This window comes from Intrasporangium calvum DSM 43043 (assembly GCF_000184685.1).
Taxonomy (GTDB): domain Bacteria; phylum Actinomycetota; class Actinomycetes; order Actinomycetales; family Dermatophilaceae; genus Intrasporangium; species Intrasporangium calvum.
The window spans coordinates 540,009-565,273 of the sequence record NC_014830.1 but is presented as its reverse complement, the minus strand read 5'-3'; the positions used below and the strand labels follow the sequence as shown (position 1 = coordinate 565,273).

General features: G+C 68.9%; 26 protein-coding genes. 9 read left to right on the top strand and 17 right to left on the bottom strand.

Going from position 1 to position 25,265, the window contains the following annotated elements:
• Positions 1–28: 28 nt before the first annotated feature.
• Entirely contained in the window at positions 29–493 is a 465-nt protein-coding gene (locus INTCA_RS02655; RefSeq protein ID WP_013491391.1) for an RrF2 family transcriptional regulator, read from the top strand.
• A 61-nt stretch (positions 494–554) separates the two neighbouring features.
• On the opposite strand, the gene INTCA_RS02650 is transcribed toward INTCA_RS02655, so the two are convergent.
• From INTCA_RS02650 to INTCA_RS02615, 8 genes are all read right to left on the bottom strand, one after another.
• Entirely contained in the window at positions 555–1,013 is a 459-nt protein-coding gene (locus INTCA_RS02650) for an Rv3654c family TadE-like protein (protein ID WP_013491390.1), read from the bottom strand.
• Positions 1,010–1,387, bottom strand: coding sequence for a TadE family type IV pilus minor pilin (locus tag INTCA_RS02645; RefSeq protein WP_234423898.1), 378 nt, complete (start codon positions 1,385–1,387; stop codon positions 1,010–1,012). The genes INTCA_RS02650 and INTCA_RS02645 overlap by 4 nt, the downstream gene beginning before the upstream one ends.
• A 23-nt stretch (positions 1,388–1,410) precedes the next feature.
• The gene (locus INTCA_RS02640; protein WP_013491388.1) at positions 1,411–1,599 is read right to left on the bottom strand and encodes a DUF4244 domain-containing protein; all 189 of its coding nucleotides are present in this window, start codon (positions 1,597–1,599) and stop codon (positions 1,411–1,413) included.
• 86 nt (positions 1,600–1,685) lie between these two features.
• Positions 1,686–2,174 (bottom strand): type II secretion system F family protein, encoded by a 489-nt coding sequence (locus tag INTCA_RS18525; RefSeq protein WP_052337954.1) that lies wholly within the window; start codon positions 2,172–2,174, stop codon positions 1,686–1,688.
• A gap of 143 nt (positions 2,175–2,317) precedes the next feature.
• On the bottom strand, positions 2,318–3,124 hold the full coding sequence (locus INTCA_RS18520; RefSeq protein WP_114609264.1) for a type II secretion system F family protein: 807 nt from the start codon (positions 3,122–3,124) through the stop codon (positions 2,318–2,320).
• Positions 3,121–4,230, bottom strand: a complete 1,110-nt coding sequence (locus INTCA_RS02625) for a TadA family conjugal transfer-associated ATPase (protein WP_234423896.1) — start codon at positions 4,228–4,230, stop codon at positions 3,121–3,123. Before INTCA_RS02625 ends, INTCA_RS18520 begins: the two co-directional genes overlap by 4 nt.
• Positions 4,231–4,289: 59 nt before the next feature.
• Positions 4,290–5,345: a CpaE-like family protein gene (locus tag INTCA_RS18515; RefSeq protein ID WP_052337952.1), complete on the bottom strand. Its 1,056-nt coding sequence runs from the start codon at positions 5,343–5,345 to the stop codon at positions 4,290–4,292.
• 562 nt (positions 5,346–5,907) lie between these two features.
• Entirely contained in the window at positions 5,908–6,792 is an 885-nt protein-coding gene (locus INTCA_RS02615; protein ID WP_013491383.1) for a Fic family protein, read from the bottom strand.
• 692 nt (positions 6,793–7,484) lie between these two features.
• Between INTCA_RS02615 and acs the strand changes: the two genes are divergently transcribed.
• Positions 7,485–9,461, top strand: a complete 1,977-nt coding sequence (gene acs, locus INTCA_RS02610; protein WP_013491382.1) for an acetate--CoA ligase — start codon at positions 7,485–7,487, stop codon at positions 9,459–9,461.
• A gap of 279 nt (positions 9,462–9,740) precedes the next feature.
• Here the strand turns inward: acs and INTCA_RS18510 are convergent, their stop codons facing one another.
• Entirely contained in the window at positions 9,741–11,057 is a 1,317-nt protein-coding gene (locus INTCA_RS18510) for an HNH endonuclease signature motif containing protein (protein WP_013491381.1), read from the bottom strand.
• Between the two features lie 141 nt (positions 11,058–11,198).
• Here INTCA_RS18510 and INTCA_RS02600 point away from each other — a divergent pair, with 141 nt between their 5' ends.
• The 5 genes from INTCA_RS02600 (at position 11,199) to INTCA_RS02580 (ending at position 15,095) form a co-directional block, all read left to right on the top strand.
• Entirely contained in the window at positions 11,199–11,636 is a 438-nt protein-coding gene (locus tag INTCA_RS02600; protein WP_013491380.1) for an META domain-containing protein, read from the top strand.
• A gap of 65 nt (positions 11,637–11,701) precedes the next feature.
• Positions 11,702–13,072, top strand: coding sequence for a hemolysin family protein (locus INTCA_RS02595; RefSeq protein ID WP_013491379.1), 1,371 nt, complete (start codon positions 11,702–11,704; stop codon positions 13,070–13,072).
• 114 nt (positions 13,073–13,186) lie between these two features.
• Positions 13,187–13,651: a hypothetical protein gene (locus tag INTCA_RS02590; protein WP_013491378.1), complete on the top strand. Its 465-nt coding sequence runs from the start codon at positions 13,187–13,189 to the stop codon at positions 13,649–13,651.
• Positions 13,652–13,706: 55 nt separating this feature from the next.
• Entirely contained in the window at positions 13,707–14,252 is a 546-nt protein-coding gene (locus INTCA_RS02585) for an NADPH-dependent FMN reductase (protein WP_013491377.1), read from the top strand.
• Positions 14,253–14,303: 51 nt separating this feature from the next.
• A complete protein-coding gene (locus INTCA_RS02580; RefSeq protein WP_041307184.1) occupies positions 14,304–15,095 on the top strand; it encodes an NYN domain-containing protein in 792 nt (263 codons plus the stop codon).
• 87 nt (positions 15,096–15,182) lie between these two features.
• Here the strand turns inward: INTCA_RS02580 and INTCA_RS02575 are convergent, their stop codons facing one another.
• The gene (locus INTCA_RS02575) at positions 15,183–15,437 is read right to left on the bottom strand and encodes a hypothetical protein (RefSeq protein ID WP_013491376.1); all 255 of its coding nucleotides are present in this window, start codon (positions 15,435–15,437) and stop codon (positions 15,183–15,185) included.
• Positions 15,438–15,661: 224 nt separating this feature from the next.
• Here INTCA_RS02575 and INTCA_RS20180 point away from each other — a divergent pair, with 224 nt between their 5' ends.
• Both INTCA_RS20180 and INTCA_RS02565 read left to right on the top strand, forming a co-directional pair.
• Positions 15,662–15,997, top strand: coding sequence for a hypothetical protein (locus INTCA_RS20180; protein ID WP_013491375.1), 336 nt, complete (start codon positions 15,662–15,664; stop codon positions 15,995–15,997).
• Positions 15,998–17,233, top strand: coding sequence for a cupin domain-containing protein (locus INTCA_RS02565; protein ID WP_013491374.1), 1,236 nt, complete (start codon positions 15,998–16,000; stop codon positions 17,231–17,233).
• 103 nt (positions 17,234–17,336) lie between these two features.
• Here INTCA_RS02565 and INTCA_RS02560 read toward each other — a convergent pair whose 3' ends face one another.
• From INTCA_RS02560 to INTCA_RS18950, 7 genes are all read right to left on the bottom strand, one after another.
• The gene (locus tag INTCA_RS02560) at positions 17,337–18,257 is read right to left on the bottom strand and encodes a type II secretion system F family protein (RefSeq protein ID WP_013491373.1); all 921 of its coding nucleotides are present in this window, start codon (positions 18,255–18,257) and stop codon (positions 17,337–17,339) included.
• Position 18,258: 1 nt separating this feature from the next.
• On the bottom strand, positions 18,259–20,217 hold the full coding sequence (locus INTCA_RS02555; RefSeq protein WP_013491372.1) for a type II secretion system F family protein: 1,959 nt from the start codon (positions 20,215–20,217) through the stop codon (positions 18,259–18,261).
• Complete coding sequence (locus tag INTCA_RS02550) at positions 20,214–21,602, bottom strand: TadA family conjugal transfer-associated ATPase (protein ID WP_013491371.1); 1,389 nt, start codon at positions 21,600–21,602, stop codon at positions 20,214–20,216. The genes INTCA_RS02555 and INTCA_RS02550 overlap by 4 nt, the downstream gene beginning before the upstream one ends.
• On the bottom strand, positions 21,599–22,693 hold the full coding sequence (locus INTCA_RS02545) for a CpaE/TadZ family protein (RefSeq protein WP_244859863.1): 1,095 nt from the start codon (positions 22,691–22,693) through the stop codon (positions 21,599–21,601). Before INTCA_RS02545 ends, INTCA_RS02550 begins: the two co-directional genes overlap by 4 nt.
• A 71-nt stretch (positions 22,694–22,764) precedes the next feature.
• Positions 22,765–23,568: a Flp pilus assembly protein CpaB gene (cpaB, locus tag INTCA_RS02540; RefSeq protein WP_013491369.1), complete on the bottom strand. Its 804-nt coding sequence runs from the start codon at positions 23,566–23,568 to the stop codon at positions 22,765–22,767.
• A 38-nt stretch (positions 23,569–23,606) separates the two neighbouring features.
• Positions 23,607–24,797 (bottom strand): pilus assembly protein TadG-related protein, encoded by a 1,191-nt coding sequence (locus INTCA_RS18955; RefSeq protein ID WP_280513530.1) that lies wholly within the window; start codon positions 24,795–24,797, stop codon positions 23,607–23,609.
• Positions 24,787–25,245 (bottom strand): TadE family protein, encoded by a 459-nt coding sequence (locus INTCA_RS18950; protein WP_083807843.1) that lies wholly within the window; start codon positions 25,243–25,245, stop codon positions 24,787–24,789. Before INTCA_RS18950 ends, INTCA_RS18955 begins: the two co-directional genes overlap by 11 nt.
• Between the last annotated feature and the right edge of the window lie 20 nt (positions 25,246–25,265).

Here is a 25,265-nt window from a genome sequence, read left to right as displayed (position 1 = left end):
CCCTGTCCCGCGCCGGGGTTGAGGTCTGATGGACATCTCCGCGCGGGTGGACTATGCCGTCCGGGCGATGCTCATCCTCGCCGAGGCGGCCGCCAGCGGATCGGGTCCGGTCAGCATCGAGGCGCTCGCCACCGAACAGGAACTGCCCCGCAAGTTCCTCGAAGCCATCTTCGCGGACCTGCGACGTGCGGAGCTCGTCCTGAGCCGGCGCGGAGCGCTGGGCGGCTACGCGCTCGCCCGACCACAGCGCGAGATCAGCGTCGGCGACGTCTTCCGAGCCGTGGACGGGCCGCTCGCCGAAGTCCGCGGGCTCCGTCCTCACGAGACGTCCTACGCAGGCGTGGCCCAGCACCTCCCGAGCCTGTGGGTCGCAGTCCGCGCCAGCCTCCGCGAGGTGCTCGACGGCACCTCGCTCGAGGCCCTGCGGACCGGTGCGCTCCCCGAGCCCCTGCAGCAGCTGCTCACCGCGCCGGATGCCTGGCGCAACCGCTGAAATCGGTACACACCCACGAAGCCCCCCGGTCGATGATCCCGGCTTCGCCCACGGCCTCGGCTCACCGCAATGCCTCCGTGGCGGGCCCGGCTCTGGACCGCGCCCGGGCCGGCTCCGACCAGGGCGGCGCCGCCACGGTCACGGTCAGCTCGAGCTCCGTTCCACGTGCCTGACAGGCACCCAGCTCGGCGCCGTTGAGCGTCGCAACCCGCCGGGCAGCCGCGCAGGCCCGCTCCACCGTCGAAGCATCGCGGAGCGCGGTGGCCCCAGCGAGGACGGCCAGGTCCGCCGCGAGACGGGCCCGGTGGCTTGCGACCACCGCACTGGCGATGAGGAGTCCTCCCGTCGTCACGACGAGCAGCGCGACGAGCACTCCGATGACCAACACCGTCGCAGCACCACGCTCCGTGGCGGGTTGCCGCGAAAGGTTCAGCACCCGAGGCCGTGGCCCCTCGGCAGCACTCCGCCGGAAACCACTGCCACCCCGCCTTCCCCGGCACCGGCACGGTCCCTGCGTCATGGCCCCCGCTCCTGCTCCACCGGGGTCCGTCCGGTCGCGCTGAGGTCCCACGCCGGAACGAGATCACCCCACCCACCCGCGCGGACGCGGACGGTCACGAGCGCGTCGCCGCCCCGCGTCGACACCGAGACGACCGCGCCGTCCGGAGCCGCGCGTCGGGCCAGCTCCTCCACTCTTGCAGGACTGTCGCCCCGAGCGGCGGCGCGACTGCCCGCGCTCGCCGCGTCGACGCACCTGACCTGGGCGACCGCTGCACTCAGTCCGGCGAGGCAGATGACCAGTACGAGGACGACGACCGGGATGGCGACGGCCAGCTCGGCCGTCACCATCCCCGCGTCACGCCGACCGACTCGCGGCAGGCCCACTCGCCGCACTCGCCCTGCGTGCCGCGCGCCCGTCACCCGGCGAGTCCCAGGGCACTCTGGACGATGCCGGTCAGGGCGCTGCGCACGGCGTCCGACCGCACCACCCCGAGCAGCACCAGGGCGAACGTGCAGGCGGCCATGATGCCGACCGCATACTCCGACGTCGACATTCCCGACTCGCTGAGCCAGCCGTGCATCCTTCTCTTCATCCGTTGCGTCACCGGACGTCCTTTCTCCTCCTTGGAACTCGCGGCGGGTGCCGCGAAAACGGGGTCAGCGGCCCTCGGCCGCTTCAGCAGTACGGATCTCAGCCGCTCAGCAGCTGGCCGCCCAGAGCCATGACGAGCGGAACCACCGTGGTCAGGCAGAACGCGGGCAGCAGGACCAGGCCGAGGGGCGCCACGAGCTGCACGCCGACGCGAGCAGCAGCGAGCTCCACGCGTTCCAGCGACGCCTTGCGCAGCTCGTCCGCCGCGGACAGGAGCAGGGGGCCCGGCGGGATGCCCGCGCGGTGGGCAATGGCCACCGCGCGCCCGGCACCTGTCCACACCTCGCCCACGGAAGCCCACGCCTCGTCGTCGGATGCGCCCCACCGCAGCGCCGCCGCCACCTGCCGAAGGTCGCGTGTCACCGCCGAGCCGTCCGGCGCCTCCGGCTGGGCAAGTACGTCCGCGACCGCGGTGAGGACGTTCCACGTGGGGAGTCCGGACCGGTAGCCCAGCGCGAGGAGGACCAGGGCCGACGTGACCTCCTCCGAGGTGGGACGCGCGAGCGGGCGTGGGACCGCGGCCCCCATCTGGTCATCCGTTCCGATCGCATTGCCGGCGCCGGTCCCGGCGGCGGGATGCGTTCCTCCTCCCGCAGGGCTCCCGAGACGCCCCCTCCGGGGGGCCACCAGGACCGCGAAAGCCACCAGCAGACCCGCCACCACCGCCTGGCTCACCTTCGGCTCCACGAGCCCGCACCGTCGGCGCCACCGACGGAGACCGCCGACTCGACCAGGCGTCGGCACCATCGACGCCCCACCCAGATCAGCACCAGGCCGAGGGCGGCCGCCGCGCTGCTCAGCGGGGAAGCGAGGTACAGCTCGGTCGGCGGCACCCCACAGGCCAGGCCGAAGAGCGGCCCGGTCAGGGGCAGCACGGTGAGCACCACGACGGTGGCTCGAGGCCCGGCAACGGCGACGTGCACCCGACGGGCTCGCTCCCGCGCCTGGTGCACTGAGGCCACCGCCCGGCGAACCGCGTCGGCGAGGGGCGCGCCGGTCACCTCGGACAGCTGCCACGCCGCCGCGACGAAGCGAAGCTCTTCGGAGCCCTCGGCCCCAGCCCAGGAGCGCCACACCGGCGCCACGTGAGCACCCCGTTCGCTGGTCTCGGTCAGCTCCGCAACGAGACGCGCAGTCAGCGGGTCGATGGAGGACCTGAGCGTCGCACCGGACAGCCGAACCGCCACCGACGGTGTCAAGCCCGCCTCGAGAGCCGGGGCCACGCCTTCGAGGAGCGCCACTGCGCTGGACACCGACGACCCCGACCGGCGGCGCCGGCGCCAATCGTGAAAGAGCTCGACGGGGTCCGATCCCCACACCCCGCGCAGCTGCGCCCAGCGCGGCCCCGGCTCGGGTGCGTTCCTTCCCTCGAGGGCTCCCCCGCCCAGAACGCGACGGACCTCCGCCACCCGCCCACCGACCGGCCACAAGAGCACCGAGGCGGCCAGGACGACCCCGGCCACCACCGCCACCGTCACGCTCCCGCCCCCGGCGTCGTGCCGGCCACACAACCCGGATCGATGCCGAGGCGGTGCGCGAGAGCCGGCCAGGCAGGTCCGACCCGGCTGGCACCGTCAGTCCCTCCCCGGGACAGTGCGGTCTCCACGACGGGCTCCCCGCCCCGGCGGAACAGCGCCGAGATCGTCTCCACCCGCCGCACCGGACCGAGTCGAGCAACGTGGACCACGACGTCGACCGCCGCTGCCAGCTGGGCCCGCACCGCAGCCGGACCGAGTCCGGCGAGCGCCCCCAGTGCCTCGAACCGGGCGATGACGTCCTCAGGCGCGTTCGCGTGGACGGTGCCGCAGCCTCCCTCGTGACCGGTGTTGAGCGCGGCAAGCAGCTCGCGGACCTCGGCACCCCTCACCTCGCCGACGACGATGCGGTCGGGACGCATCCGGAGGGACTGCCGGACGAGCGTCGTCAGTGTCACCTCGCCCATCCCTTCGACGTTCGGCGGTCGCGCCTCGAGCCGGACCACGTGCGGGTGGTCGACGTGCAGCTCCCGCACGTCCTCCACGACGAGCAGCCGGTCGCTCGGGTCGACGAGGCCGAGGAGCGCCGCGAGGATCGTCGTCTTGCCGGCGCCCGTTCCACCCGAGACCACGAAGGCCAGCCGCCGCGCCACGACCTGCCGCAGCACCTGGCCCCACGGCGCCGGGAACATGCCCCCGGCCTCCAACCTCCCGAACGAGAGGTGGTCGCGGGCCGGGACGCGGATCGTGATGTGCGGTCCCCCGGCGACGAGCGGCGGCAGCACCGCGTGCAGGCGGGCGCCCGACGGCAGCTGGCCATCGACCCAGGGGCTGGCTTCGTCGAGACGGCGACCGGCGCCAGCGGCGAGGCGCACGGCCAGGCCTCGCGCGTCGTCCGCCGGCACGACGTGCCCGGTCCACTCCATCCCGGCTCCCCGGTCCACCCAGACCTTGCCGTCCCCGTTGAGGGCGAGGTCGGTGACGTCGCCATCGTCGAGCCATTCCTCGAGTGGCCCTGCTCCGAGGACGCGCGCCGCGATCGCCTCCCGCGAGGCAGCGACACGCTGGGCACCGAGCGCCCCGGTCTCCTCCTTGGCCACGTCCGTCACCAGAGATGGGTCTGGACCGCGGCCTTCCCGGACCCGCTGCCACATGGCCGGGGTGAGCGTCACGCGGACCACCCCCAGCGCTCGGACGGGTCGGCGCCGGTTCTGACACCGGGAGCAGAGGCGGTGCCGGGACCAGAGGCGGTGCCGGGAGCAGGGACGGTGCCGGGAGCAGAGGCGGCGCCGGGAGCAGAGGCGGTGCCGGGACCAGAGGCGCCGGGCGGTCGCGCCCGCGAACCCGCCGGTCGAGGACTCATGGCCAGCTCGATCGGAGGCTGGGACACGAGCCGCAGCAGGATCTCATCGGCGGCCTCGACGACGGCACCGCGGCCGCGAGCGCCGGGGGCGACCCCACACGTGACGTCCGAGACCAGGCGCAGGTCGTCCCGCACCCGAGCGATCACGGGCACGTCGAGGTGGTCGCAGACCGCGTCCGCGATGTCGTCCTCGATCCGGGCTCCGCGCAGCACCAACCACGGCTCGCACGGTCGACGCAGCCCAGCACCGGCGGCGGTGACCCGGCCGGCACCCGAGGCTCGCGCGCACGCACCGTCGACGAGACGTCGGAGCAGCGGGACCGACACCGCCGCCGAGGCGAGCTGGGGGACGCCGGTGCCGGCGACGACGACCCACGCATCGACGAGCGGCGCCACGGACTCGACCACCGCCGCGTCACGGGCCAGGTCGAGAACCGTGACGCGGTGGGCCGCTGCGAGCCCGGCCACGACGTCCGACACGACCGTTCCCCAGGCCGCAGCAGGGTGGCCGTCGGCCCGGGACCTCTCCGGCTCGGCGGCGCGGGTCGCACCCGCGAGGACGTGCAACGGCCCCGACTGCGGCAGCTCACGCGCCAGCCCGCCGCCGTCGACGACTCCCGCGACGCCGCGCAGCTGCTCCCACCGCCAACCCGGCTCCTGCTCGACGCCGAGCACGACGTCGAGCCGCCCACCGAAGGAGTCCAGGTCGACGGCGACGACCGGATGTCCGGTCTCCGCAGCGCGGACGGCCAGCACCGCTGCGAACGTGGTGGCACCGACCCCACCTGAGGCCGGTATGACGCCGATGACGTGTCCCATGCCCCCACCGTCGCCGACGAGCGCAACCGGGCCCAGCGGCATACGGAATGCTGTGGACAGCCCACGATCCGGCCAGGGGATGTGGACGAACCGTCCCGAGAAGAGCGGTGGCCCCCGTCTGGGGGAAGACAGGGGCCACCTTCGCGAGACTGGCGACCGGGGGGAGTCGCCAGACCCGCGGCGCTCGACCCTGAGGGGAGCGCGCCACCAATGGTGGGCTCTTCAGAGACCTGATGCAAACCAAACGCCGTGTGGCGCGCGGTGAAATTCACGACAGCGGGACAATCCACCGAAAAAGGAGGAACAGCCGCAAAAGGACGAGGCCCCCAGACCAGGTCGGGGGCCTCGTGAGAACGAGTTCGGGCTACCAAGCGTGCATTTCGAATTGTCGCCTCGGTGTGGACCCGAGGGTGGACTGTTCAAAGTGAACTGCCGTCGCGTGGGTACCTCTCGTTCTCGCTTTGTGTTGCCTTCTGGATCCGTCCTACGCCTCTCGGCGATGCGTGGTTCCTGCCTCCTTTGTACCCCACGCGAGCGCCTTGGCAACAGTCTTGACACGCGCCGAAAACACGTTCTGTCCATCACAGTGGACAAGCCAGAACGGTCAGCTGAGGCGTCCTGCGCGCACCGCGTCACAGATCCGTTCGCCCTCGTCGACGCCCTTGAGCAGCGCGTCGGCCGCCTGCCCGAGCCACAGTCCCACCCCGGCGGCAGTCCCTTTCCCGTATGCCGCTGAGCTCCCTGTGTAGGTCACCGTCCCGTTCGCGACGTGGCCGGCTTCGGGGACCGCGACACCGGTCGGGTCGAGGCCGAGGGCCTGGACGAGGGCCCGCTCCAGGGCCCGGGCGACGAGACCGTTCCCGTGCACGAACGGGCGGATGGCGATGACCTCACCGTGCACGACTGACGAGACCACCACTGCGGGAACGCGGTTCGTGGCGGCCGAGGCGGCGACGATGAGGTCCGCGAGCTGGCTCAGGCGTCGCGACACCTCCGCAGCGTCCGGGGCCGGGCCGAGGTCGACGAACTCGGTGCACTCCTCCCCCGCGATCCGGGGCCGCCCGAGCAACTCCGGCCGCTCACCGCCGACGAGAGGAGACGCTGCTGCGACGTGCAGCCGCGCGAGCGCCTGGAGCGGAGCGGTCCGGACGATGGTGGCGACGCGCTCGCTCTCGGCGGTGGCGGCGATGGCCCCCTTGAGGGTGGCCAGGTCCGGGGTGAGCTCGTCCGGCCAGGGGCGCGCGCCCGTCGTCAGCTCACGGACGAGGTCGACCGGGTAGTCGACGCCGTCGAGGGCTGCCGACGCGCGGGCCCCGCGGACTCGCGACTCGGCCGCGGCCTCAGGAATGCGACGTCTCAGCGCCTCGTGGAAGCGCAGCCTGGTGCAGGCCCCCCGCACGGCGTCGGCCCTCCCGCGCACGCCGGGGAGGTCGGCAAGGGCGGCGAGCTGGTCGACGATCGGGTTGCGGGCAGGCTTCGGGTCGGACACCGGTCCAGCCTAGGAGTGCGCCGCGGCGGCCAGAGGGGAGCCCTGAGCGCGGGCCGCGTGAGATGCGTCGCCAAGACCTGGGTGCGTCGCCTCCAAGCGACGCACCGAGGTGCACCCGCACCGTCGAAGTGACTCGCCGAACTGACCCGCCACGACTTCCCGCAAGCGCACCACCCGCCCCTGTGGCACTTCGACATCCTGCGCGGGCTCGACTGTCTGGCCCTGTTGGAGGTGCCCCATGACCCGCGGATGGACGCTGCGCTGGACCTCCTTCGATCCCGCCGCCGGGCCGACGGCCGCTGGTCTGCACGGGCCTGGCCGGGCGCAACGCACGTGGCGCCGCCGTCTGCGCAGGCGCCGTCGCCCTGGGCCACCGTCCGGGCTCTCCTCATCTTGCCCGTCTCCGGATGCCGGACGACGCGGCAGGGTCCACACTGACGGTGTCGGGACCCCCTGACTCGACCGGTTCGTGCTCTCGGGTCGGGGCGTGGTCCCGTCGGCTTTCCCTGAGGCACGGTCACTGAACCACCCCCGACCGCTCATCGGCGGCGGGCGACCGCTCGACAGGCTACTGAGGAGTAGGTCGTAAGACGAACGGCAGCCCCTATTGATGCGGAGCGAGCCGTGCGTTTGAGTTGGGGGGAACGTGAGTCCGCGACTCCAGCACCAATGTCGATGCGAAAGGTGAGCCGATGAGCGAAACGCTCGAGAACCTCCTCCAGGAGACTCGGACCTTCCCACCCCCTCCTGAGTTCGCTTCCCGGGCCAACGGCACGGCTGAGCTGTACGAGAAGGCGGACGCCGACCACGAGGGCTTCTGGGCCGAGCAGGCCCGCACGTACGTGTCGTGGAGCAAGGACTTCACGCAGACCCTCCAGTGGGACACCCCGTTCGCCAAGTGGTTCCCCGACGGCGAGCTCAACGCCTGCTACAACGCGGTCGACCGGCACGTCGAGGCCGGCAACGGCGACCGGGTCGCGATCCACTGGATCGGCGAGCCCGAGGGTGACACCCGCGAGATCACCTACTCCGACCTGCACTCCTCGGTCCAGCGGGCCGCGAACGCGCTGCAGGACATCGGGGTCCGCAAGGGTGACACGGTCGCGATCTACCTGCCGATGATCCCGGAGGCGGCCGTCGCGATGCTCGCCTGCGCCCGCATCGGCGCGCCCCACTCCGTCGTCTTCGGTGGGTTCTCGGCCGAGGCCCTGCACTCGCGCATCGACGACGCCGGCGCCAAGGTCGTCATCACGTCCGACGGTGGCTACCGCCGCGGTAGCGCCTCCCCGCTCAAGCCGGCCGTCGACGCCGCCCTCGACCACGGTGACACGTCGGTCGAGAAGGTGCTCGTCGTCAAGCGCACCGGCCAGGAGACCCCGTGGACCGAGGGCCGCGACCTCTGGTGGGACGAGGTGCTCGAGCAGGCCGCCCCGACCCACGAGGCGCCGGCGCACGAGTCCGAGCACCCGCTGTTCATCCTCTACACGTCGGGGACCACCGGGAAGCCCAAGGGCATCTTCCACACGACCGGCGGGTACCTCACGCAGTGCGCGTACACGAACGCCGTGGTCCACGACGTCCACCCGGAGAGCGACGTCTACTGGTGCACCGCCGACATCGGCTGGGTGACCGGCCACTCCTACATCGTCTACGGGCCGCTGACGCTCGGCGCGACTCAGGTGATGTACGAGGGCACCCCGGACACCCCGCACCAGGGTCGCTTCTGGGAGATCGTCGAGCAGAAGAAGGTGACGATCCTCTACACCGCTCCGACGGCGATCCGCACCTTCATGAAGTGGGGCGACGACATCCCGGGCAAGTTCGACCTGAGCTCGCTGCGGCTGCTCGGCTCGGTCGGTGAGCCGATCAACCCCGAGGCCTGGATGTGGTACCGCCGCGTCATCGGTGGGGACCGCTGCCCGATCGTCGACACGTGGTGGCAGACGGAGACCGGGGCGATCATGGTCAGTCCCCTCCCCGGTGTCACGGCGACCAAGCCGGGGTCGGCCCAGCGGGCGATCCCGGGTATCGGCGCCGAGGTCGTCGACGACATGGCACAGCCGGTCCCCAACGGCCATGGCGGCTACCTCGTGCTGACCAAGCCGTGGCCGGCGATGCTGCGCGGCATCTGGGGCGACCCGGAGCGCTACAAGGAGACGTACTGGAGCCGGTTCGAGGGCCTCTACTTCGCCGGCGACGGCGCGAAGAAGGACGATGACGGCGACATCTGGCTGCTCGGCCGCGTCGACGACGTCATGAACGTCTCGGGTCACCGCCTGTCGACGACGGAGATCGAGTCCGCCCTCGTGTCGCACCCGAAGGTCGCCGAGGCCGCTGTCGTCGGCGCGACGGACGAGACGACGGGCCAGGCGGTCGTGGCGTTCGTCATCCTCCGGTCCGAAGCGGTCGCCGAGGCCGACGAGCCGGGTGAGGGCGCCGACATCGTCGCCGAGCTGCGCAACCACGTCGCGAAGGAGATCGGCCCCATCGCGAAGCCGCGGTCGATCATGATCGTTCCCGAGCTGCCGAAGACGCGCTCCGGCAAGATCATGCGCCGCCTGCTCCGCGACGTCGCCGAGAACCGCCAGGTCGGCGACGTGACGACGCTCGCGGACAGCTCGGTCATGGAGCTGATCAAGACCGGACTCAACAAGGGCGACGGGGACTGAGGTCGAGTCGCACGAAGGGCGCCGGAGGGCACGACTCCCCGGCGCCCTTCGTCGTGTCCGACCGCCAACCACCATGCCGTATGCCGCTGAGCCGGCTCCCGCTCGCACCCCACTCCCAGCGGCGCTCGGCCCGGGCCTGACTCTCCAAGCCCGCCACACCGCGCCGCCCTTCCGCACTCCGCCCCCGGCCAGCCACACCTGCACGTCCTGCCCTTCCGCACCCCGCTCCCTGCCCGCCACACCTGCACGCCCTGTCCGCACTCCGCCACCGAGGTCCGCTCAGGCCCCGAGCGGCAAGTCCTCGGTGGCGTGGGGGCGCCACGTCGTCCGGGGCGCGCGCGGTCCGATGGAGATCGGCAGCCCGCCCAGCAACCACGTCACACCGTGCGGACCGATCTGGGCCGTGAGGTCGCGCTCGTGCACGATCGTGTGGTGCCGCCCGCAGAGCAGCGCACCGTTGCCGAGGTCGGTCGGACCGCCGCGGGACCAGTGCTCGATATGGTGCGCGTCGCACCACTGCGGTGGGATCGAGCACCCCGGGAACGAACACCCCTGGTCTCGTCTGGCGAGCGCGAGCCGCTGGGCCGTCGTGAAATATCGCTCACTGAAGCCCTGGTCAAGCACCTGAGAAGGGCTGCCGAGCACCATGGGCACGATCTCGGCCTCGCAGGCCAGCCGACGGACCGTTCCCGGCGAGAGAACGGCGTCGTTGTCAGCCACGCCCGCACCCCGGAGCTGGTCGAGCAGCGCCTCGTAGCTCATCGTGACGACGAGCTTGGTGCGCGACGTGCGCGTCACGCCCTGCGGGGCCGCGACGGCCCGACCGACCAGCTCGAGGAGCGCGTCGGCGCGCCGGGCCGCGGGAGTGCGCGGGTCATCCTTGGTGTCGCCGGTCCATTCGACGTCGGGCCGCGGTCGCGCCAAGGGGTCGATGGCCGCGTCGAGGATCGCCGAGCCCTCGGGGTCGAGGCGGAGCCGGTACTCCGTGTAGTCAGCCGTGGACCCGATCTTGCTGAGGGACCGCCCGAGCCGGCGACCGGCATCCTCACGGTCGAGCTCGCTCGGCGGCTTCAGCGCTGCGCGGGCCTGGGCCGCAACGCGGTTCAGCTCCTTGACGGTCAGGTGCTCGATCTTGTCGACGATGACCGCGATGATCTCGTCGAGCTGCTCCGGGTCGGCGATCCGGGAGACATCCTGGTGCAGCCGCAGGACCACGGTCGCCGCGGCCACGGACACCTGGCCGGACGTGACCTTCTCGGACAGTGCGTCCCAGCGCGGCTCGTTCATCGCGGCTCCGAGGAGGGCCAGTGCCGGAGCCGAGCTGCCCTCGAGCGTCGGTGCCTGCGCCTTGAGCCAGTCGATCCGGGACAGTCCGTTGTCGGCGCCCAGCCCGCGGGAGTGGGCCTCCTTGGCCAGCACCGCGGTCAGGGTCTGACTCAGCTGGGCCAACCGCTGGGCCCCGGCGACACCGGCGCTCACCTCTGCCTCGGGAAGTGACCACGTCGGAAAGTCCGAGGTGAGCCGCTGGACCACATCGACGGCGAGCTCGAGGGCAGCGACGAGGCCCTCTGCCTCAATCAGCTGCTCCGCCTTCACCGGTCACCCCTGACCTCGTCGGATGCGTCCTCAGCGACGCGCCCGGCCTTCCCTGTCCCCTCCATTCAAGCACATTCCTCGAACACCAGTGCGACCTTTCCACAGGTGTGTCGCGCCGCTGCGAGCATGCTTGACTGCCCCATGAGCACCCCACCGGACGGCCCACCGGACCGCCCCGCCGACAGCCCAACACACGGCCCAGCAGACGGCCCAGCAGACGGCCCAGCAGCCCCGGCCCCGCGCACCGCCTGGGTCGTCGAGTTCATCGCCGGGGAAGCGACCATCGACCCGAAGCCGCAGATCTCCCTCACCGAGGACGGCCGGGTCCTCGGCACGACGGGCGTCAACCGGATCTCGGGCCGCTACGAGGCCCACAACGAGACCGTGCGCATCACCGGTGCCGGAATGACCCGCGTTGCAGGGTCGCCCGAGGCGATGGACCAGGAGCGGCGCTTCCTCCAGGCCCTCGAGGGCTGGAACGCCTTCCACGTCAGCGACAGCCGCCTCGACCTCGGCGCCCCCGACACCGGCCTGGTCTGCGTCCTGTCCGAGTCCCCCACGACCCCACCCTCAGGCTGACCGCCGCACACCCCCACTGAGCAGAGCCCTCTGCCTACGATGGACGCCCGCCCACGAAAGGCTTGGTGCCGCACCAGGTGTCCGGTTATTGGTTCAACATCGCCCTCGTCGCCGTGCTCGTCCTGCTCAACGCCGCGTTCTCCGGCAGCGAGATGGCCCTGATCTCGCTCCGTGAGGGGCAGCTCAAGCAGCTCGAGAAGGAGGGCACGGTCACGGCCCGCCGGCTCGTCCGCCTGGCCCGGGACCCCAACCGTTTCCTCGCGACGATCCAGATCGGCATCACGCTGGCCGGCTTCCTCGCGTCCGCGACTGCCGCGGTCGCGCTGGCCGAGCCGCTCGTGCCCTTCCTCGACGTCCTCGGCGGCGCCGCCGAGGCCGCAGCGGTCGCGGGGGTGACGCTCATCCTCACGTTCTTCACCCTCGTCCTCGGTGAGCTGGCGCCGAAGCGGCTCGCGATGCAGATGGCCCTGCCCTGGGCCCGAGTGGTCGCCCGACCGCTCGACCTCCTGTCCACCTTCTCCCGCCCCGCGGTCTGGACCCTCGGCCTCGCGACGAACACCGTCGTGCGTCTCCTCGGCGGCCGGGCCGAGGCGGCCAGCGAGGAGCTGACCCCCGACGAGCTGCGCGAGATCGTCTCCACGCACCAAGGTCTCGGCCCCGAGCAGCGCGAGATCATCGCCGGCGCCTTCGACATCCAGGAGCGGACGCTGCGCGAGGTCCTCGTCCCGCGGCACCAGACGCTCTTCCTCCGCCACTCCATGCCGGTCGCCGAGGCTCGGGCGCTCCTCGCGGCGCAAGGCCACTCCCGGGCGCCGGTCATCCGCGGCAGCAACCGCGACGACGTCATCGGCGTCGCCCACTGGGCGCTGCTCCTCGACGAGGACGACCGCCTCGTCGGCGAGGTGGCCACCCCCGCCCTCGTCCTCCCCGACACGGCCAACGTCTCCGCCGCGCTGCGCCGGTTCAAGTCCGAGCGTCAGCAGCTCGCGGTGGTCATCGACGAGCACGGGTCCGTGGACGGGATCGTCACCTTGGAGGACCTGCTCGAGGAGGTCGTCGGCGAGATCTACGACGAGACCGACGACGACTCCCTCGCCATTGAGCGCGCCGCCGACGGCTCGATCACGCTGCCCGGGACGTTCCCGGTCCACGACCTCGAGGACGTCGGCGTCGACGCCGGGCTGGTCCGGCACGGCGAGTACACCACGGTCGCCGGGCTCGTCCTCCACCGGCTGGGCCGCATCCCGACCGCACCGGGTGACACCGTGGAGATCGACGGCTGGACGATCGAGGTGACCGCGGTCGGGCACCACGCCGTCACCGAGGTGCGCCTCGTCCCCGGGGACACCGAGACGCGCGACACCCAGACCCGCGACACCCAGACCCGCGACACCGACACCCGCGACACCGGAGCGGACGCCGACCGCGCCGAGTGAGTCGAGCGCACCCCAGCCGCCGCCCGAGGTCACCTTCGCCCGGAAGCGAGCCCAGCGGCATACGGCACCTTCGGTTTGGACGGCAGGACGGCTGGGCACGCGAGCACTGTGGACGTGGACGAGGCAGTGGAACGGTTCGGCAGCGCCAAGGAGGGCTACGCGCCGCCACCCCGCCCCGACGGCGTGGACGACGCGACCGTCGAGGCGCTCGGCAAGCTGTCGGAGGCGCTCGAGGTGGTCGAGCACGCGCGCGGCCTGCTCTACGGGTTCCACCGGCTGGTCGGGCGCGCCGACGCGACCCTGCAGGAGGCGGTCACGCTGCTCCGCGACGCCCGGTACGACGCCTGCGCCGACGTCGTCGAGGAGTGTGTCGTCGGACGGAACGTGCTGCCCGGCCTGTGGACGTTCCAGATGATCGAGGCGTTCGACGACGGCTACTGGAGGGTGTTCCGCGAGGTGGTCGACGAGGTGCGGGCGGCGACGGGCGACCCGGAGCGGCACCGCTACGAGGCCGAGATGAAGGCCCGGGAGCAGCGGCCGAAGGGTGCAGCGGGAGCACCACCCGACGGCGCCGTGTGACCCGCGCCACACCCGCCCTCGGAATGCCCGCACCCCCCGAGCAGTTGGTTGAATCGTGAAGCAACTGCGCATCATCGTCTCCAGCACCCGCCCCGGCCGGATCGGTCCCAAGGTCGCCGAGTGGGTGGCCAGCCAAGCCCCCGCCGACGAGTGGGAGGTCAAGGTCCTCGACCCGAGCGGGCTGCCCTTCCTCGACGAGGAGGAGCACCCCAAGAGCGGCAAGTACGCCCTGCCGCACACGCAGCAGTGGGCCAGCGAGATCTTCGAGTCGGACGCCATCGTCGTCGTGACGCCGCAATACAACCGCAGCTTCCCCGCCCCGATCAAGAACGCGATCGACATCCTCTTCGCGGAGTGGGACAGCAAGCCGATCGCGATCCTCGGCTACGGCTGGTCCGGCGGGACCGACGCGGCCGCCGACCTCGCCAAGGTGCTCACCCACGTCAAGGCCGACGTCGTCGGCACGACCGGCCTCCACTTCCTGCAGGACCTGTCCCCCGAGGGCGAGGTCGACGCGACCGACGAGCGGCGCGGCGAGCTGGCGGCCCTGCTCGAGACGCTGTCCTCCCGGCTCGGCGAGCGCGAGTCCGTCTCCGCCTGATCGGCAGCCGCACCGGTTGGCCGCCGGTTGGGCACACGGCAGGATGAGCCCATGACGACCCCGCCGAACGGCAACGCCCACCTCGCCGTCCTCATCGACGCCGACAACGCCGACGCCTCGATCATCGAGCCGCTCCTCGCGGAGATCTCCAAGTTCGGCGTCGCGAGCGTCAAGCGGATCTACGGCGACTGGACGACCCCGCAGCTCGGCAGCTGGAAGAGCGTCCTGCTCACCCACTCGATCCAGCCGATCCAGCAGTTCGCCTACACGGCCCGCAAGAACTCCACGGACAGCGCGATGATCATCGACGCGATGGACCTGCTCCACACCGGCACGTTCGACGGGTTCTGCATCGTGTCGAGCGACAGCGACTTCACCCGGCTCGCCTCGCGCCTGCGGGAGTCCGGCAAGCACGTGGTCGGGTTCGGTGAGGAGAAGACGCCGGAGCCGTTCGTCCAGGCGTGCGACCAGTTCGTCTACACCGAGATCTTCCGGACCCGGCCGGGCGGTGGCGACGAGACCCCGCCCGCTGCACGCAAGTCGATGAACGAGCTGCGCCAGGACGCGCGGCTGGTGGGCCTGTTCCGTTCGGCCATCGACGCGGCCTCCGGCGAGAGCGGCTGGGCCGGCCTGGGCGCGGTCGCCAACCTCATCGTCAAGCAGGCGCCGGACTTCGACCCGCGGCGCTACGGCTACGGCAAGCTGAGCGACCTGGCCGAGGCGATCGGGCTCTTCACGCTCGACCGGAGTGGCGGCTCGGTGATGATCGCCGACTCCCGGACGCTGCCGAAGAAGAAGGTGACCGCGAAGCGCGCGGTCAAGAAGGCCTCCCAGCCCGGCTGAGCCCACCCCGATGCCGTATGCCGCTGGGCTCGCTCCCGCGACGGCGCCAGGTCAGGCGGTGGCCGGGTGACCCCGGGGCCGGTGGTCTCAGGCGGCCATCCGCACGACGGCGGCGCCGATGAGAACGGCGGTCGTGACGAGCACCGCGAACGGGGCGCCGGCCAGGAACCGGGACGTCTCGGTGCGGGGGGCCACCACGTCGGCGCGGGTCATCGGACGCGGGGCGTCCTCGGTGGTGATCCGGACAGGGGCGTGCTCGGTCATGTGTCCCTCGATGCGTTGCATGAGGGCGAGGAGTCCGACCATGACGACGATCGGGGTGGTCAGCATCAGGACGTCCATGGCTCGCTCTCTCGGTTGACGTGGAGGGGGGAGAAGGCGGGTGACCGCCCCCGCATTCGGGGGTCAACGGGGGCGGCCACTGCCTTGTAGACGAACGAGTACCCATTTCATGACGGCTCGACCGCAGTTTCTTACCGCCGCGTTGACGTAGGGGGTCGGGGCGTGGGTACTCCTCCGTTGGACGGGCACGACGAGGTGCCCGCTCGACGAGAGGAGCTCCACCCATGAGTGACACGAACGACATGACCTCGGGCGAGACGGACGAGACGACGGGGATGGGCAGCCGGGCGGACACCGGAACGGACTCGCAGGGCCTCGGAGGCGTCGACTCGGGCAGCGTCGACAACGCCGGCATGAGCGCCGGCCCGACCGGCTCGATGTCGGAGCAGGGCGAGGGCCCGGCCGACGGCGGAGCCGACGCCACCGCGGTCGACGGCGGAGCGGACGGTGGGGCCGGCGGCTCCGAGGGCCCGGCCGACGGCGGCGCGGACACGAGCTCGCACGACGGCGGGGCCGATGGTGGCGCTGACGGCGGGGCGGACGAAGGTGCCGGGCGCTGAATGTCCCTGACCACGCAGAGCCGGGGGTCGGCGCCGACGCGTCGACCTTCGGCCCTGCCGCGGCTCGTCTCGGTCCCGGTCGACGAGTTCGCCTCTGACCACTGGGGCCGACAGCCGCTCGTGTCGCTCGGGGCCGACCTCGCCGGAGGGTTCGAGGACCTCTTCTCCCTGGAGGCGGTCGACGAGCTCGTGTCGCGGCGCGGGCTGCGGACTCCGTTCGTCCGGGTGGCGAAGAACGGGCAGACCCTGCCGGACTCGGCCTTCACCGCGGGTGGGGGCGTCGGGGCCGGGATCGCCGACCAGGTCAGTGACGACAAGCTGCTCCGGCTCTTCGCCGACGGTGCGACCATCGTCCTCCAGGGCCTGCACCGCACCTGGGCACCGGTCAGCGACTTCGTCGCAGCGCTGGCCGAGGACCTCGGGCACCCCGTTCAGGCCAATGCCTATGTGACACCGCGACAGAGCCAGGGCTTCAACGACCACTACGACGTGCACGACGTGTTCGTCCTGCAGGTCGCGGGCGAGAAACACTGGCGGATCAGGCTGCCCGTCCACCTCTGGCCCACGCGGGACCAGCCGTGGACCGCGTATCGCGAGCGGGTGGGTCAGGCTGCTGCTGAGCCTCCGCTGCTCGACGTCACGCTGCGGGCCGGCGACTGCCTCTACCTGCCCCGCGGCTTCCTGCACTCCGCCACGGCCACGGAGGAGGTGAGCGCCCACCTCACGCTCGGCGTGCACACCTGGACGCGGGCGCACCTGGCCGAGGCTCTGGTCGCCGAGGCGATGCACGCTCTCGTGGACGCCGAGTCGGAGCGCGCTCCCCTGCCGCTCGGCGTGGACGTGGGCAATCCGGCTGGCGTTGCGGACGAGGTCACCCGCCTGCGTGAGGTGCTCGCCGGCCTGGTCGAGGGCATCGATCCCGACCGCGTCGCCGCCCGGCTCGGACGGCAGGCCCGTGCGGCGGCCAGACCCGGTCCTCTCAGCCCGGTGGCACAGGCACGTCGGGCCCTGCAGCTCGGCCCCGACGACGTGATCCGGCTGCGCGGCTTCGTCCGGCCGGAGGTCATCGACGGTCCGGACGGCGGTGCAGTGGTCCAGAGCCGGGCCGGGTCCCTGACCGTCACTGCCGACGAGCGGCCTGCGATAGAGACGCTGCTCGCGCAGGGCGAGGCTCCTGTCTCGACCCTCGGCCTCGACCTGGCCCGCCGCCTCCTCACCGCCGGCTTGGCCCTGTAACCGAGCCCAGCGGCATGCGGTGCGACCGTCGGCGCGGCCCCTTGTTACCCTGCAGTCCGGACGGTTCTGCGGGCCGCTTCCGGTCGGCTGAATGGCCAACTCTTTACAAGAGGTTGCCGCCAAAGAGTGTAGTGATCATTCGAATGATACCGGGCCCGAGAATCACAACGAACATCGCTGGGAAGATGCACAGCAGCAGGGGAAAGAGGATCTTCACCGTGACTTTCTGCGCCTTCTCCTCCGCCCTCTGACGACGTGAGAGACGCATCGCAGCCGTCTGCTCGCGAAGCACAGACGCGATCGGGATGCCCAGCTTGTCTGCTTGGATGATGGCCGACACGAAGTTCTTGACGTCTGATAGGGACACGCGGTCACCCAAGCCGGCGAAGGCCTCAGAACGCGACTTGCCGATCTGGACCTCGGACAGGACGCGCGCGAATTCGCCGGAGATCGGCCCATCAGTCGACCTGGCAACCTGGACGAGCGCGGCGTCAAAGCCTTGACCGGCCTCCACACAGACCGTGAGCATGTCCAGCGCCTCTGCCAAGCCGGTGGCCACCTGCTCCTGCCGCCGCAAAGCGGCGTTGTACACGAGAAGATTGGGCAGCCAGAACGCCGCTCCACCGAACCCCAGTGCAAAGACGAAGCCTCTCAGGGAAAATCCGCCATAAGCCACACCTAGCAGCAGGCCTATGAGCAATGCGACGCCCTTAGCTCCCATGACGCGTTCGGCAGTCCAGGGCGAGGGGTTGCCCGCCCGCTCGAGCCCACGAGCCAGCCGATCGCTCGTCCCTTGTGGCGAGAGGACCGTGGCGATCCGTTGCGCCCGGTTGAAGATCGGCTCGACCAGGCGGTCTTTCGCATCAAGCTCGGTCTTGACGGCGGAGCGCTGGGTGACGACTCCCTCGATCATGGCCAAAGACTTAGCCACCCCGGTTGGTCCGCCTGAGCCGAAGCTGAGAGCCAGCACAAGGCCGAAGACTGCGACGGCGATCAAGCCGACGCCGATGTAAACACTCGCCACGTCACACCTCGATCTTTACGACTTGCCGCATCCAGAAGATTCCTCCAATGAGAAGAACGATTCCTCCAACGAGCATCATCAGGCCCAACGGGTGGGTCCAGAGCAGCGAGATGTAGCCATAATTGACCCACATCATGTAGAAGAAGAGGCCGATCGGGAGAGCGATCAGGATGTAGGCAGACAGACGGCCCTCAGCAGAAAGGGCTCGCACTTGGCGATGGAGGGACTCCCGCTCACGGAGGGTTCTCGCCGTGGTCTCCAGGGTCTCGGCGAGGTTGCCGCCCACCTCTCGCTGGATGCGGATCGCCATCACTGCCATCCGCATCGACCTGCTGCCCATGCGGTCCGCCATGCGTTCCAAGGCATCGGCGATGTCGGTGCCGATCCTGGTCTCTGCCAGGCCTCTAGAGAATTCCTTTGCGAGGGGATCTGGGGCGTCTTTGGCGATCGAGTCAAGGGCCTGGGGCAGTCCAAAACCGCTCCGCAGACTCGTCGAGACAAGCATCAGGGACTGCGGCAGGAGGCGCTCGAATGCTGCCGCCCGCCGCGCCGCGAGGAAGCGAAGCACGAAAGCTGGAAGGAAGTAGCCGAGCATGAATCCCAGAGCAGCACCGAGCAAGGCCGATCCACCGAACAGCAGCATGCCGATCGCTACGCCGCTCAGCACAGCCACGCTGCGGAGGACCCACCATTCACCCGGTCGAAGCGGCAGATCGGCCCGGTTGATCAGCTCCATCGTTCGCGCAGTTGACGAGCGGCCCTTCATAGCGCGCTCGCCAAAGTTGACGAGCTGCTCCGCAATGGGCGCGGAATGGTGCTTGCCCTCCGATCGAGACGCGACTCTCGTCTGCCCCATGTAGCTTTCGAGCGAAGCAAGTCGTTGCTCACGCCGGGTCGCAAAGCTAGGCGTCAGGATACCGATGGCAAGGAGCAGGATGGCCACCCCGATGGTGCCGGCCGCGATCCACGGCATCAACGACGCCTGCATCGTAAGAGCGTGCAGGGGTGGTAGAGCCGCTCCAGCGGGGCCAGCCGGCGGCGGCGCGGCTGGTGTCATCACTGCGGCAACTTCTCCGAAATTCACGGTTTGAGTTGTCTTGAATGGCTCGCCAGCAGCCGTACCCGAGATCGTGATGGTGTGGTTGCCCTGGAGAGGGGAACTGGGCGTCAAGGTGAACTGGGCTTGGGACCTGAGGGCGCGAGCCGCCGACTTGAACGCAGCTCCCACGTCCGATGCGTTGGTGGCCGGGATGACCGAGCCGCCGCTCGCACTGGCGAAGCTCCGGAGTGCGACGACGGCATCCGGGTCATCAGTGTTGAAACGCACGACATCCACTCGGACACCGCGCCGCTTCAACTCTCTGTTCGCTTCAGCGAGATCACCCTGCCGGTCGTCGCTCACCGTATCTGCGCCGTCGCTCAGCAAGACCATGCTTCGATCTCCATCACCGGGCATGGCGCGCGCCGCCGAACGGACTGCCGCATACAGGCTCGTATCTCCGCGGGCGTCCAAGCCATTTACGACTCGCTGCGCGGCCGCACGATCAACAGTGGGTTTGAGGTCGACGCCGGCGGTGTTGGCAAAGGTGACGACCCCGATCAAGACGTCTTCGGGGGCCTCCTTGAGGTAGGCGCGAGTTGCGGCACGAACGGTGGCCATGCCGTCCGTCCCCATCGACCCGCTGGTGTCTATGACGAGCATCGCCGTGCGCTTTGTGTGCGTCATTTCGGAGACGAAGGATTTGACGATCACTCCATCCACGGATGCCTTCACACTCCCCGGGTCCACTTGGACGGGGTTGGCGCTCCTGACTGTGAGAACCCCGGTGACTGTGCCTGAAGAGGACTTGACGTCACTCATGACTGCGTCAATGGATGCCGCCGCCGCTGGTCGAGCCAGAAACAGGAGCAGGAGAAGCGCGGCCAGCCCAATCCAGAGCCTGCGGAGCGAACGGGTCACAGTCCGAACCTCGCAAAGAGGTGGTTCGGCAGCTCGACCCCTACGTCGGCCAAGTCGGTGGTGAACTTCGGCCGGATCCCGGTCGGAACCAGTTGTCCCCGGTATCTGCCGGACTCATCGCGACCCGCGGAGTAGTCGAACGTGTAGATGTCTTGGAGCGTGACGATGTCCGATTCCATACCGACAACCTCAGTGATGGCCACGATGCGTCGAGACCCATCCTTCAGGCGGCTTTGCTGGACAATCAGGTCGATGGCACTGGCGACTTGTTCTCGGATTGCCCGGACCGGCAGTTCCACGCCCGCCATGAGCACCATCGTCTCCAGCCGAGAGAGACTGTCGCGCGGGCTGTTCGCGTGAACGGTCGTAAGAGAACCATCATGGCCGGTATTCATGGCTTGGAGCATGTCCAGCGCGGCGCCGTCGCGCACCTCACCCACGATGATGCGGTCTGGACGCATACGCAGCGAGTTGCGCACCAGCTCGCGAATCGCGATGGCGCCTCTACCCTCGATGTTCGGTGGCCGCGACTCCAGCCGGAGCACGTGATCTTGATGCAGCTGCAGTTCTGCCGCGTCTTCGATGGTGATGATGCGCTCGTCGTCCGGTAAGAAGGAACTCAGGACGTTGAGGGTTGTCGTCTTTCCCGAGCCAGTTCCGCCTGAGATGACAATGTTTCTCCGACCGCGAACGCATGCCTCCAAGAAGTCCCTGACTGGGGGGGACATGGTTCCGAAGGAGATGAGGTCGCGGTCGGTGAAAGGGTCAGCTGCGAACTTGCGGATGGTGAGTATTGAGCCGTCGAGCGCGATGGGTGGGAGGACTGCGTTCACGCGTGACCCATCAGGGAGGCGGGCATCGACCATTGGGCTCGACTCATCAACGCGCCGACCAACTCGCGAGACAATCTTGTCGATCGTGCGACGCAGGTGCGCATCGTCGGAAAACCGCGCGTCGACCGGGAAGATCTTTCCTTCCCGCTCGATGAAGATGTCGTCCGGACCGTTGACCATGATTTCCGTGACGTCCTGGTCCCGGAGGAACGGTTCGAGAGGACCATGTCCGAGGATGTCGTCCGAGACGTCTTGGGCAATGCGGGTTCGGTCGGCCAAGGAGAGGGGGGTCTGCTCTGAGTCGATGACATCCTGAAGGGTCACCCGGACCTGGGACGCGAGCTCTGCTTCGGACAGGTGCGGATCGTAGAGGCGCGGCCCCAAAGAGTCCACCAGCGCTTGATGCACGCGGTCCTTGACTCCGGCAAACGGATCAACACCGCGACGTGCGCGACGTTGTGCCCGCTCGGACTCGAAGGCGGGCCCTTGGTCCTGCACAGTGAAGACCTGCGCACGGCGGGCTGCTTCCAGACGGTCGGCGAGACTGCTCACTTCCGGCTCCTCAACAATGCGAATCCGCGTCTCGACCCGTTCTCGACCTGCTCGCCAAATCGAGAACGGATCTCCCGGTCAGCGATCTCCCGAATCGCGACGGCGACCGGAGACCGCGGTTCGTCGAGGACGAGGGCCACCCCTCGGTTGACGGAGGACGGCACCGACTGGCTTGTCGGCACCTGCCCACGGATCTCATGTTGCAGTGCCACCTCCACGTCGTCGGCCTTGAGCCCAACCTTCGCGTCGGATCGGTTCAACACGATGACACGCCCGTCCTTGGACGCCCCGAGAGTGTCCAAGGCGTTCATGGCAACCCGTAGGTTCTTGACCGCAGGGATGTCCAGGGTAGCCACCAGCATGGTCAGATCGCTGAGGTCGCATGCCGTAAGGACGTGCTCGGTCAGGTTCGGAGGGGTGTCGACAATGACATAGGCGAACATTCCCCGGGCGACGCGGAGGAGCTCTTCGACAACCGCTGCCGGAACGCGGTCGGCTACTTCAGGGTCCGAGGGAGCGGCGATGACAGCAAGGCCGCTGTCCTCGTGCCGACTCACCACGGAATGCACACCTTGTTCATCGAGATGGCCCCGCATGCTGATCAGGTGACCGATGTCGTGGGCGGGGACTACTTGGAGGCTGATCGCGACATCGCCGAACATGAGGTCAAGGTCGATAAGCAGCGTCTCCGCCCCGGTCGAGGCAAGATAGGCCGCAAGATTCGTGGCCAGCGTGGTCTTACCGACGCCTCCCTTTGCCGAAAAGATAGTGATGACCTTACCCGCGCCTGCACTTGGCCCGTGTGCATGGCCGGACAGCTGGGCTGTTAGCTCCAAGCTCCGTTTGATGGCATCACTGAGCGAGGTTTGGTCGCCGGCTTGCACGACCTCCCGCACACCGGAGCGAAGGGCTTGGGCTAGCGTCGTGACATCCACGCGATGTCTGAGAAGGATCACCCCGAGCTCCGGCCGGTCGACGCGCTCGAGCTCCGCCAGCGAACAGGCTGCGTCCAGAGCAATGTCCGGACCTATGACTACGAGGGCGTGTTTGCCCTCTTGTAGGGCCTTACCGACCTGACCGGCCGCGTGCATCTGCAGCGCGTCGGGACCTAGCGCAAACCCGTAGGTCTGGGGAGCGCGGGGATCCAAATCCCACAAAATGGTCACCGGCGCACCTGCTTGAGCAGCTGCCTCATGTCGTAACTGAAGATATCGCTGTCATCGGTGTGGCCATCCGCGGGAATCTTGACGTCCGAACCGCGCAAACCGGCATACAGCGTGTACTCGTTGATGCCGTGCGCCAGCCGCAGGGACTGCTCCGGTGTGACGGCGACCGTTACCAAGAAACTTGGCGTCTGTTCGTCCGCCTTGCCTGCCTCGGCCTTCTTTGGGGCGGCCAAGGGCGTATCGCCCATGGCGATGACCTGAACCTTGTCCAGAAGCACTGTCGTGCCTTTCAAGTTCAGTTCATTGAAGGCCTTGGTCGCATCGTCCTCCCCTATCAGCTTCATGCCGTGAGTCGCAAAGATCGCGATGTCGCTTCCCGGCGTCACGAACTTTCCGATTCGGGCAGGGTCGGAGAGTTCAACCGACATCGCGAGCATGCCTGCGGGCACCTCGATGGCCTTCTCGCCGACTGGGCGTGTTCCAAAACGGGAGGCCATGACGAACTCGCCGGGCTGAATGTCCGAAAGTGCGAGGAGAGCGCTGTTTTCCGGGTTGATGTCGTCGAGCGCCCCTTGGGGTCGGGCGACGGTAGCCACGCGCGTCTCCACGATGAGCTCCGTGCGCTGGGCATCCTTGAGCGTTGTGCCTGCTGGGATCAGCTTCTCAGCCAGGTAGACCTTGGCCGGCTGCTGATCAGCGATCGCCCGCGCGTCGGCGCCCCGCACATAGTTGACAACGAGTAAAGCACCGGCAATGGCGAGCAAGACGGCGAGCAAGACTGCGACGAGTCGGCGGTTCATTCAAATCCCTCACGTTACGATGATCAGCAGTGTTCAATTCAGCCCGCGGGGACCACGACCGTAACGCCGCGGGATGGGCCGCTACCGACGCCTCCCGACCCGGCCTTGGCTAGGCCGGAAGTGAACCAACCCCAAACATACGTGGACGAGGAATTGCAGGGGTTTGCACAAATGGTGCTTGGTTCTACATAAACCGCTGTGCTCTTGCTTGGCTGCGCCGATGGAACGTTGCCGAAACCCGCCAAATAGAAGGATGCAACGCCGGATATGTGGAACTCGCCGTTGGCGCCCGTACCACTGACAGAGTCAAAGATTGGGACTAATACTTCAGACCCGAGGTAGGTCTGCAGCAAGTCCTTGCAATTTCCCGGCGGAGGCGCTCCCGTGTCACCCGGAACAATTGAGTTGTCGTCGATGTCAGCTACGCAGTCGCCCTCAGGGTCAAGCCATGCAAACCCGCCCGGATACTCCTGGCCCGGCGACCCGGAACATTTTGTCCCTTTCGAATCGTGCGTGAAAAGACCAACGACGTGGGCAAGAACTTCGCTTGGAACCTCCTCGAGCGGAGACGTCCCTGGTGACGTGCTGTATTGAGGTGGAGGGGCGAACTTAGTCCCGTTTTCGGTTGTGGTATTCCAGTCGCAGAGATTCATTGTTAGGGGAAGCGTTGGACCGGTCCCGGCGGGCGGTCCCCAAGCCGCACGCGCGCAGGTGCTTTGTGTCACCTCCGCGTCAGCTTCTCCAAACCAAGGAAGGAGGCCGTCTCCACCGTCTCGCGTTCGTGTATTTGTATACGTCTCGACATAGGGAATGTTCGCCCCGGCCCCGAATGTGAGCCAGTTTGGCAGGGGTGGGCACTGCGCCAAGTTGTCAAGACTAAGTACTGTCGCGCAGCCCGGAAGGCCGACGCCCCGACCACACGCCCCGTCGGGACGACCAGGATTGGTGTCGTACCGAGTCTCCCCATCGGTCCATGAATTGTCCCCTAGGAGGTTGGCGACCTCGTCCACCTCCGCTGGGCCACAGTCATCGCCAGACGCACATTCCTGAGCCAAGGCGAGGGCGGTGGCATCGGCCGCATTTTGAAGTTGACCTCGCTCCAGTTTGAAGAATCCAACGTCGACGCTGATCGCCAAAGCGCCGAGCATCACGAAGGCAACCACGACCGCAGCGATGACTGCGACTCCGCCCCGCTCAGGGTGGACGTTCTTAGGCAACTCAACCTCCACAACGCATTGAGGCCGACGCCTCAATGCCGTCAGTAGGGCCAGGCCCACCGAATAGACTCACTGCCGGCCCCAGAATGATCCACTCAAACGGATAGGTAACGCGCACAACGATGTCGCTATCTGCTGGACATGCTGCAGGGGGGATTACATTGACCAGTTCCGGGTCCATGCCCTGTGAGGCCGCCCTCGCTCGCGTGGTCACTGCAGCGCCGCTGTAGGGATCGCTGACGACTGCGACACGAGCTCCCTCCCGCGCGGCATTGGTCAGCGTAGAGGCGGTGAACATGAATCGCCCGAAGTCCACGATCCCCGCCAAGATGAGGAAGAGCAAGGGAAGGACCAAAGCGAATTCGACCGCTGAAGCCCCCCGCTCGGACCCTTCGGTCGTCCCTTCGAACCCTTCAACAATCCTCTGTCTTAAGAAACTTGCACGGGTCGTCAGCGCCATATCCCCTCGGGTTTCCTCGT

What these genes read in the sequence shown, in the direction of transcription:
- INTCA_RS02655 (WP_013491391.1), top strand. Translation starts at nt 29, where the DNA reads ATGGACATCTCCGCGCGGGTGGACTATGCCGTCCGGGCGATGCTCATC.
- INTCA_RS02650 (WP_013491390.1), bottom strand. Translation starts at nt 1,013, where the DNA reads ATGACGCAGGGACCGTGCCGGTGCCGGGGAAGGCGGGGTGGCAGTGGT.
- INTCA_RS18525 (WP_052337954.1), bottom strand. Translation starts at nt 2,174, where the DNA reads ATGGGGGCCGCGGTCCCACGCCCGCTCGCGCGTCCCACCTCGGAGGAG.
- INTCA_RS18515 (WP_052337952.1), bottom strand. Translation starts at nt 5,345, where the DNA reads ATGCCGCTGGGCCCGGTTGCGCTCGTCGGCGACGGTGGGGGCATGGGA.
- acs (WP_013491382.1), top strand. Translation starts at nt 7,485, where the DNA reads ATGAGCGAAACGCTCGAGAACCTCCTCCAGGAGACTCGGACCTTCCCA.
- INTCA_RS02600 (WP_013491380.1), top strand. Translation starts at nt 11,199, where the DNA reads ATGAGCACCCCACCGGACGGCCCACCGGACCGCCCCGCCGACAGCCCA.
- INTCA_RS02580 (WP_041307184.1), top strand. Translation starts at nt 14,304, where the DNA reads ATGACGACCCCGCCGAACGGCAACGCCCACCTCGCCGTCCTCATCGAC.
- INTCA_RS02575 (WP_013491376.1), bottom strand. Translation starts at nt 15,437, where the DNA reads ATGGACGTCCTGATGCTGACCACCCCGATCGTCGTCATGGTCGGACTC.
- INTCA_RS20180 (WP_013491375.1), top strand. Translation starts at nt 15,662, where the DNA reads ATGAGTGACACGAACGACATGACCTCGGGCGAGACGGACGAGACGACG.
- INTCA_RS02565 (WP_013491374.1), top strand. Translation starts at nt 15,998, where the DNA reads ATGTCCCTGACCACGCAGAGCCGGGGGTCGGCGCCGACGCGTCGACCT.
- INTCA_RS02545 (WP_244859863.1), bottom strand. Translation starts at nt 22,693, where the DNA reads ATGCACGCGGCCGGTCAGGTCGGTAAGGCCCTACAAGAGGGCAAACAC.
- cpaB (WP_013491369.1), bottom strand. Translation starts at nt 23,568, where the DNA reads ATGAACCGCCGACTCGTCGCAGTCTTGCTCGCCGTCTTGCTCGCCATT.
- INTCA_RS18950 (WP_083807843.1), bottom strand. Translation starts at nt 25,245, where the DNA reads ATGGCGCTGACGACCCGTGCAAGTTTCTTAAGACAGAGGATTGTTGAA.